This window comes from Marivita sp. (assembly GCF_017643905.1).
Taxonomy (GTDB): domain Bacteria; phylum Pseudomonadota; class Alphaproteobacteria; order Rhodobacterales; family Rhodobacteraceae; genus Marivita.
Genome location: NZ_JAEPMO010000185.1, coordinates 1 through 7,244, shown reverse-complemented (window position 1 = coordinate 7,244; position 7,244 = coordinate 1). Strand labels below are relative to the sequence as shown.

General features: G+C 59.7%; 7 protein-coding genes. 5 read left to right on the top strand and 2 right to left on the bottom strand.

Going from position 1 to position 7,244, the window contains the following annotated elements:
• Window positions 1-924 (top strand): molybdopterin cofactor-binding domain-containing protein (locus JJ869_RS20735; RefSeq protein ID WP_292270267.1); only part of this gene is annotated, 924 nt, incomplete at its 5' end.
• Between the two features lie 14 nt (window positions 925-938).
• The gene (locus JJ869_RS20730; protein WP_292270265.1) at window positions 939-1,727 is read left to right on the top strand and encodes a xanthine dehydrogenase family protein subunit M; all 789 of its coding nucleotides are present in this window, start codon (window positions 939-941) and stop codon (window positions 1,725-1,727) included.
• Between the two features lie 155 nt (window positions 1,728-1,882).
• Here the strand turns inward: JJ869_RS20730 and JJ869_RS20725 are convergent, their stop codons facing one another.
• Complete coding sequence (locus JJ869_RS20725) at window positions 1,883-2,755, bottom strand: FAD:protein FMN transferase (RefSeq protein ID WP_292270263.1); 873 nt, start codon at window positions 2,753-2,755, stop codon at window positions 1,883-1,885.
• Window positions 2,752-4,863 carry a 4Fe-4S binding protein gene (locus JJ869_RS20720; protein WP_292270260.1) on the bottom strand — a complete coding sequence of 704 codons (2,112 nt, stop codon included), beginning with the start codon at window positions 4,861-4,863 and terminating at the stop codon, window positions 2,752-2,754. The genes JJ869_RS20725 and JJ869_RS20720 overlap by 4 nt, the downstream gene beginning before the upstream one ends.
• Here JJ869_RS20720 and JJ869_RS20715 point away from each other — a divergent pair.
• The 3 genes from JJ869_RS20715 to JJ869_RS20705 form a co-directional block, all read left to right on the top strand.
• Entirely contained in the window at window positions 4,862-5,701 is an 840-nt protein-coding gene (locus tag JJ869_RS20715) for an ABC transporter permease (protein ID WP_366510487.1), read from the top strand. The genes JJ869_RS20720 and JJ869_RS20715 overlap by 2 nt on opposite strands.
• 369 nt (window positions 5,702-6,070) lie before the next feature.
• The gene (locus JJ869_RS20710) at window positions 6,071-6,745 is read left to right on the top strand and encodes a hypothetical protein (RefSeq protein ID WP_292270258.1); all 675 of its coding nucleotides are present in this window, start codon (window positions 6,071-6,073) and stop codon (window positions 6,743-6,745) included.
• Window positions 6,746-6,777: 32 nt separating this feature from the next.
• Window positions 6,778-7,244: hypothetical protein (locus JJ869_RS20705; protein ID WP_292270256.1), on the top strand; the 467-nt coding region annotated here is incomplete at its 3' end.

Sequence of the window (7,244 nt, the reverse complement as noted above, 5' to 3'; positions counted from 1 at the left end):
GCCGAAACTGACCGGGTGAACGCCACCGGCTCCATCTCCGTGATGGTCGGCGCGCCCAGCCACGGCCAAGGTCATGAAACCGTGTTCCCGCAGGTGGTGGCAGAAATGCTCGGCATCGACGAGAGCATGATCGACATCGTCCACGGCGACACCTCCAAGATCCCCTTCGGCATGGGCACCTACGGCTCACGCTCGCTGGCGGTCTGCGGCTCGGCCATGGTCCGCGCCACCGAGAAGATCATCAACAAGGCCAAGAAGATCGCTGGCCACCTTCTCGAAGCCTCTGACAGCGATATCGAGCTGAAAGACGGCAAGTTCACCGTGGCAGGCACCGACAAATCGGTCGCCTGGGGTGACGTGACGCTCGCCGCCTACGTGCCGCACAACTACCCGCTCGAAGACATCGAGCCGGGCCTCGAGGAAACCGCTTTCTACGATCCGGCCAACTTCACCTACCCGGCAGGCGCCTATGCCTGCGAGGTCGAGGTCGATCCCGAAACCGGCAAGGTCACCATCGAAAAATTCGTCTCGGCGGATGATTTCGGCAACGTGGTCAACCCGATGATCGTCGAAGGCCAGGTCCATGGCGGCATCGCCCAGGGCATTGGCCAGGCGCTTCTGGAAAACTGCGCCTATGACGAAAACGGCCAGCTGCTCAGCGCATCCTACATGGATTACGCCATGCCGCGCGCCGACGACCTGCCGCATATGGCGAACTATGTGGTTGACCATTCCTGCCAGACCCCGTGCACACACAACCCGCTGGGTGTGAAGGGCTGCGGCGAGGCAGGCGCGATCGGCTCCCCGCCCACAGTGGTGAACGCGGTCATCGACGCACTGCACTCGGGTGGCCACACCCACGTTTCCCATATCGATATGCCCGTGTCGCCCTCGCGCGTCTGGGCAGCGATCAACGGCCAGTAAGGAGGGCTTGAGACATGTATAGCTTTGACATCCAACGGCCCACTTCCGTGGCAGACGCTGTCGCCGCCTTGGCGACAGACGAAGCCCTGCCGCTCGGTGGCGGCCAGACCCTGATCCCGACGCTCAAGCAGCGCCTGTCGGCCCCGTCCGTGCTGGTCAGCCTGAGCGCAATTGCCGAGATCAAGGGAGTCTGCACCGGTGACGACGGCGCGCTCTGCATCGGCGGCGGCACAACCCATGCCACCGTCGCTCGCGAAGCGGCCTCCAGCTATCCGGCGCTGGCGGATCTGGCAGGCCATATCGGCGACCCGGCGGTCCGCAATCGCGGCACCATCGGTGGCAGCCTGGCCAACAACGACCCCTCCGCCTGCTATCCGGCGGCGGCTCTGGGTTCGGGGGCGACCATCGTCACCAACACCCGCTCCATCGCGGCGGATGATTACTTCCAGGGGATGTTCGCAACAGCCCTGAACGAAGGCGAAATCATCACCGAGGTGCGCTTCCCGGTGCCGGAAAAGGCCGCTTACATGAAGTTCGAACAGCCTGCCTCGCGCTTTGCGCTGGTCGGGGTATTCGTTGCCAAATACGCGGACGGTGTGCGCGTCGCGGTGACAGGGGCGTCGGAGAATGGCGTCTTCCGCTGGACCGAGGCCGAAGCGGCGCTGTCGTCGAACTTCTCGGCGGATGCGGTTCCGGCTGCCCCATCGGGCGACGGTATGATCTCGGACCTGCATGGCTCGGGTGCCTATCGCGCGCATCTCGTGGCCGTGATGACCAAGCGCGCGGTCGCCGCCGCACGCTGATCTGGTCAGACGTTGAAACGACAAAGCCCCGGTTTCCAAGCCGGGGCTTTTTCATGTGCGGCGCACGATGCGTCGACGCATCGTGATTTTGCGTCACCGCAAAATCCTGGGGGTGCTATCCCCAGACCCCCGAAGTATTTTTGAACCAGAGAAGATCAGACGGTCCGAAGATTGCCGTCGGAGTCGACCAATGTGATCCGCTTCAGCCCTGCGGCGCTCTTGAGCCGCTCAAGGGCAGGGCGGTCCATGAAAACCGCCGCCGTCGACAGCGCATCCGCCATCGTGGCCGACGGCGCTTCGATGCTGACAGTGGACCAGATCGGGCGTTCACCCCGGGGGCCAAGGATATGGGATCGCGCGCCCAGCGACATTGCGGCGGGGCTCGATGTGGCAATCGCCATATCGCGCAGCTCGCGAGTGCCCAGATAGCCATGGGTCGGATCTTCAAGACCCAGCGTGAACGGCCCGCCCAGTGCGGCCTGTTCGCCGATATTCACCAAAGCTGTCGTAGCCCCATGTTTGAGCAGCAGAAGTCGCATCACATCCGTGGCGAACCCTTGCGCGATGCCGTTAAAGGTCAGCGCTTGCCCCGTCTGCAATTCGACCATCCGATCCGAATACCGGACCCTGTGCCACCCAAGTGCAGCCCGAGCGCGGTCAATGTCGCCACCTTTTGCCAAGGCCTGCCATAGCGGCTGGATCGTCGGATCGAACAATCCTCCACTCAGGCGATGCGCCTCATCTGCGCGCGCCATCAGCGTCCGCATGAGCGCATTCGGGTCGCGCAGTCGGCCCATCATATTCAGCAGCGACAGTTGCGAGGTCGGGCGGAACAAGCTGAACGCCTCTTCGAAATTCACCAGCAGGCGCGGCACATCCGCCAGTGCCCGTTGCGTCATCTCGCGCGGCCCGTGCAGCGTCACGGACACATCCGCCCCAAGCGCCTGACCCGACCATGTGTCGGCCTGAGCAAGGCCAGGGGCACAGGCAAAGGCGGCGGCAAGGGACAGGAAGCGACGTCGTTTCATTCGGCAGGCACCGTGTTGGGATGGCCCAGAGTGCGCGGCGCGCGGCGCGCAGCGCGACCCTTGAGGATCAAGGGCACGCACTGATCCGCATCATCATGGATGGTCACGCAATCAAGGCACTGGAAACATTCGGAATACTGGATTTTGCCGCTCGGCGCGATGGCCTCGTAATTGCACTTCACCCGGCACAGTTGGCAGGGCGATCCGCATTCCTCGCGGCGTGGAATCCAGCGGCGTAGGCGCAGCACCCCGCCAATGGCCATCAGGGCGCCGAGCGGGCAGAGGTAGCGGCAGAAGCCTTTGAAGATAAACATGCCAAGGACCAGCCAAAGCGTGGCATAGGCGACGTAGTACCACTCGCGCACGAAAAACGTGGTGATCGCCGTCTTGAACGGTTCGATCTCGGCCGCCTTGTCCATGTAGGACGGGACAAACACCGTCACCGCGACCAGCCCCGCCAGTGCCACGTATTTCAGCGATTTGAGCCGCGCATCCCACCGCGCGGTTGGCTCGATCTTGGGCAGGCGCAGAAGCCGTCCAAGGTGATGGGCAAATTCCTGCATCGCGCCGAAGGGGCAAAGCCAGCCACAGAACAGGCCACGCCCCCAAAGGATAAACCCAAGGATCGCCACACCCCAGATCAGCAGCGAAAACGGGTCGTACAAAAGGAACGCGAACGACCCGCCTGCCATCGAAGACTGCAACGCGGCCAGCGGTGTGACGATGGACAATTGCCCTTGCCCCCACCAGCCGATGAACCCCAGAACGCCTGCCAGAATCCCCAACCGCACCGGCGTGAACGCCGCCAAGCCCGCCAGCCAGCTTTGCGCGCCCAGAAGCACCGCGACCAACGCGGCGAGGACAACCGCCAGCACGATGAGGTCTGTCTCGCGGTTCAGGATCGCCTCTTTCCACGGCGGCAGCTTTTCGACCACCACAGGACGGGCGTAGAACCTCTCGTCCGTCACATGGGTCGCGGTCAGTTGTACCGATCCGATCTCGGGCTGGAACATTCCGTGTTCGCGCACCGCGTCGACATGCATGGTCCACTCGCGGGTCGGGTCAAACCCCAGCCGCCGGTCGGTGCGCAGGATCATCGCCACACCGTCCTGCAGATCATCCGGCACGCTGTCGCTCAGTTCCACAAACAGATCCGCATCGCGCAGCGCCACAGGGAACCCGTCCTGCTGCACGCCGATCCAGTCGGGCGACGTGTTGCGCACGAAATCCTCCGACACCAATCCGTGCCGCGCCGTCTCGATCACGAGGATCGGCTCGTCGAAGGTCGAGATCGACATGAACCGGTCCAGTTCCGCCAGCGTGTCCGCGTCCAGAAGTACCCGCGCTATCGACTTTGGCCCCACATCCGCAATCCAGAGGTCGAGATAGGGCGCATCCGGATCGTCCAGCGCCTCCGCGTCGTCATCCTCCCACACCGTGCCCGCAAACAGCGCCTGCACCTCGGCATTGGTCGCCACCCGCCGCGTGATGAGGCCCTGCGTCACCAGATCGTCCCAGCTCAGCACTTCGACATAGTCGGGGTCCGGGTACGCAGGCGGCCCCGACGCGATCCCCTGCATCTTCTCGCGCGCCACCTGCAGCGCCGCCGCCAGCACGCTCTCATGCGCGATGCGGATCGACGCGGTCGCCTTCGTCACACCATCCAAATAGATCAACCCACCGCCACCGGTCGCACCCCCATACGGCGTGCCCACCACCAGTGAATCGCTGATCGAATGCCCGCGATACTGCTCGAAGAACGCGTGAAACGGCGCTTCCCCCAGACCCGACACAAAGATCGGCTCGTTATGATCCAAAAGCTGCACATCCAGGAACCGCCCCTCCAGATCCAGCACCACCAGCACATTGATCGGCGCGCCGGAAAAGCCGGGCAGGGCGGCCATCGGCTCGGTCTGGAACACGTAGCCCGCATGCGCACCGCCCGAGTTGAGCAGCTCGTACACCCCATTGTCCGAGATCAGCGCCCCAAGGCTCATCGGCGCATAGATCCGCGCCGCGATCTCCTCCTCCGACAAGACCTCGGCCACCGCGCAAACGGCACTCAGACACCACAGAACCGCGGCAAGAATAAAACGGAATCTTCCCATGAGCGCGACCATAAAAGCGCCGCCCGAACCGCCCTATTGGACCTTCGTCCAAGAGCCGCCCAACAGCAAAATCCCCTATGCTGCCCCCATGCGCGCATCACCCCATGTCACCCTGATCTCGCTCGCCCTGCTGATCGCCGCCTGGACGCTGGGCGCATGGGCGATGAACGACGCCGACATCCTGCCCACCCCGCTCGCCGTCTGGCACGAGATCGCGGACGAAAGCGCATCCGGTGCCCTCTGGTACCACATGGCCAACACCCTGCGCCGCGTGGCACTCGCCTTCACCCTCGCCATGGCCGTCGGCATGACCCTCGGCATCGCCATGGGCCGGTCCGAGCGGCTCAACATGTGGCTCGACCCGTGGGTCACCGTCTTTCTGAACCTGCCCGCGCTGGTGATCATCGTGCTCTGCTACCTCTGGATCGGCCTGAACGAGGTCGCGGCCATCATCGCCGTCGCCCTCAACAAGACCGCGATGGTCACCGTGACGATCCGAGAGGGTGTCCGCACGCTCGACCGGGGTGTGGGGGACATGGCGCAGGTCTACCGCCTGACGCCGATGACCCGCCTGCGCCACATCATCTGGCCGCAACTGGGGCCGTTCGTTGCCACCAGCACCCGCAACGGGCTGGCCGTGATCTGGAAAATCGTGCTGGTGGTCGAGTTCCTCGGCCGCTCCAACGGCGTCGGCTTCCAGATCCACCTCTATTTTCAGCTCTTCGACACCGCCACGGTCATGGCCTACGCGCTGGCCTTCACCGGAGTGATGCTGAGCATCGAATACGGCCTCGTCCAGCAATGGGAGAGGCGGTCGAGCGCGTGGCGACGCGCCTGACCCCGTAGGCCGGGCATCCGCCCGGCAATCCCCGCACCCCATCCAACCCCAAGAGGTCACCCCCAGCCCGGACCGGGCCAGCGCCCGTCCGCCCCCCGGGCGGGCGCTTCTGCACCGACATCCCGCTGAAACCAGATAACAAAATGGAATAAACAGTGATATCGTTTGGTCGGAATTGTCCTCGGATTTATGAAAGCAGGTTATTCGTGCACCAGTTGGGTGTTTACAACGCCTCAAGGTTGTGAGATTTTTTTGTCATCTGTTTAACGTTGGGTCACTTATATGAGATTTCGAAACATTAGTAATTGGAGTGATCCAACGGAACTAAGGGGGGTACTATACTTTGCTCAGAGAATCGATGAGATGACCTTGGAGTATACATTGGACAGCTTTCGTGCTCCCACTACTAACGCACCTTATTTGGTCAAGGAATTCTTGCTCGCTTTATCGGCCCATAAACAAATCGGCTTGCCACTTAGTTCGGCGCTTCATATTTTGGATGAAGCGGAGCAGCGTTTACATGGAAATCCGATTGTAAAAGGGCTTTTGTCTATACGTTTAAGTAATTATTTGAAGGTAAATCGAGAAAATGTAGATGAGATGGAGCGTTGCTTTCAGGTCTTGGGTCGAGAGATAAATCCAGGTTCATATGTGATTGAGTGCTTTCGGCAGTTAAAGCTTGCTATACCAAGCAATCGAAAAAGTGACATTGAATTTCTTTCTCGGGAATTAGTTACTACGCTCTTGAATATGGGTGTAAGCAGTTTCTTTGTTAATAAAGCGGCAGTGAATTACCTCTTTGGTAATGGGTCGATAAAGTCAGCTGATGATCTCGACGGTTTTTTAAAGATAATTTTTCCGCATCTTCATTCATTTAAAGTTCTTGTGAAAATCAAAAGTCCAATAAAAGTTGTTAGTAAAGAGGTTTTGGACATATTTAAGATATCGCTAATTAAAAGAATTCCTAAAAAGATGCTTGCCAGTTGTCCTGATAGCTTCAAGACTTTGGAGAAGGGCCAAGCCTACGTTCTTGCACGGAAGTAAAGGCGTTTGACCGTTTTTCCGCCGTTTCAGTCGTGAAGGACAAGATTTCACGAGTTCACGATTTATTCGGCTTATTTTATCATAAGGGCAAATATGCCCTGGGAGACGATGCAGTTGTATTTCAGGCGTGCTGCGAAGAAGAAGATTCTGTCGTTCTAGTGCACATCAATAGAATGCACTTCGTTGATGATAATAAGCCAAACGTTGCTGCGCGCAAGCTTGATGAAATGATTACTAGGCTTATCCTTCCCTCTGGTCCCGATAGAGAGAAGTTTTTTCGTGTCATTGATTTTCATGGGATTAGCTCGAAGTCAGATACCATTGAAAATCAGATAATTAATCTCTGGACATCTCTTGAGACGTTAGTGCCAGTAAGGGGTAGTGGAACAATCGTTTCGGGGGTATGCGCAGGTGTTCTTCCTTTTATAGGATTGAATTATCTTCGACGACTTTTTGAGCGGCTAACTTTTGATATTGCGCGTTGGAATAGGGGTGAGCT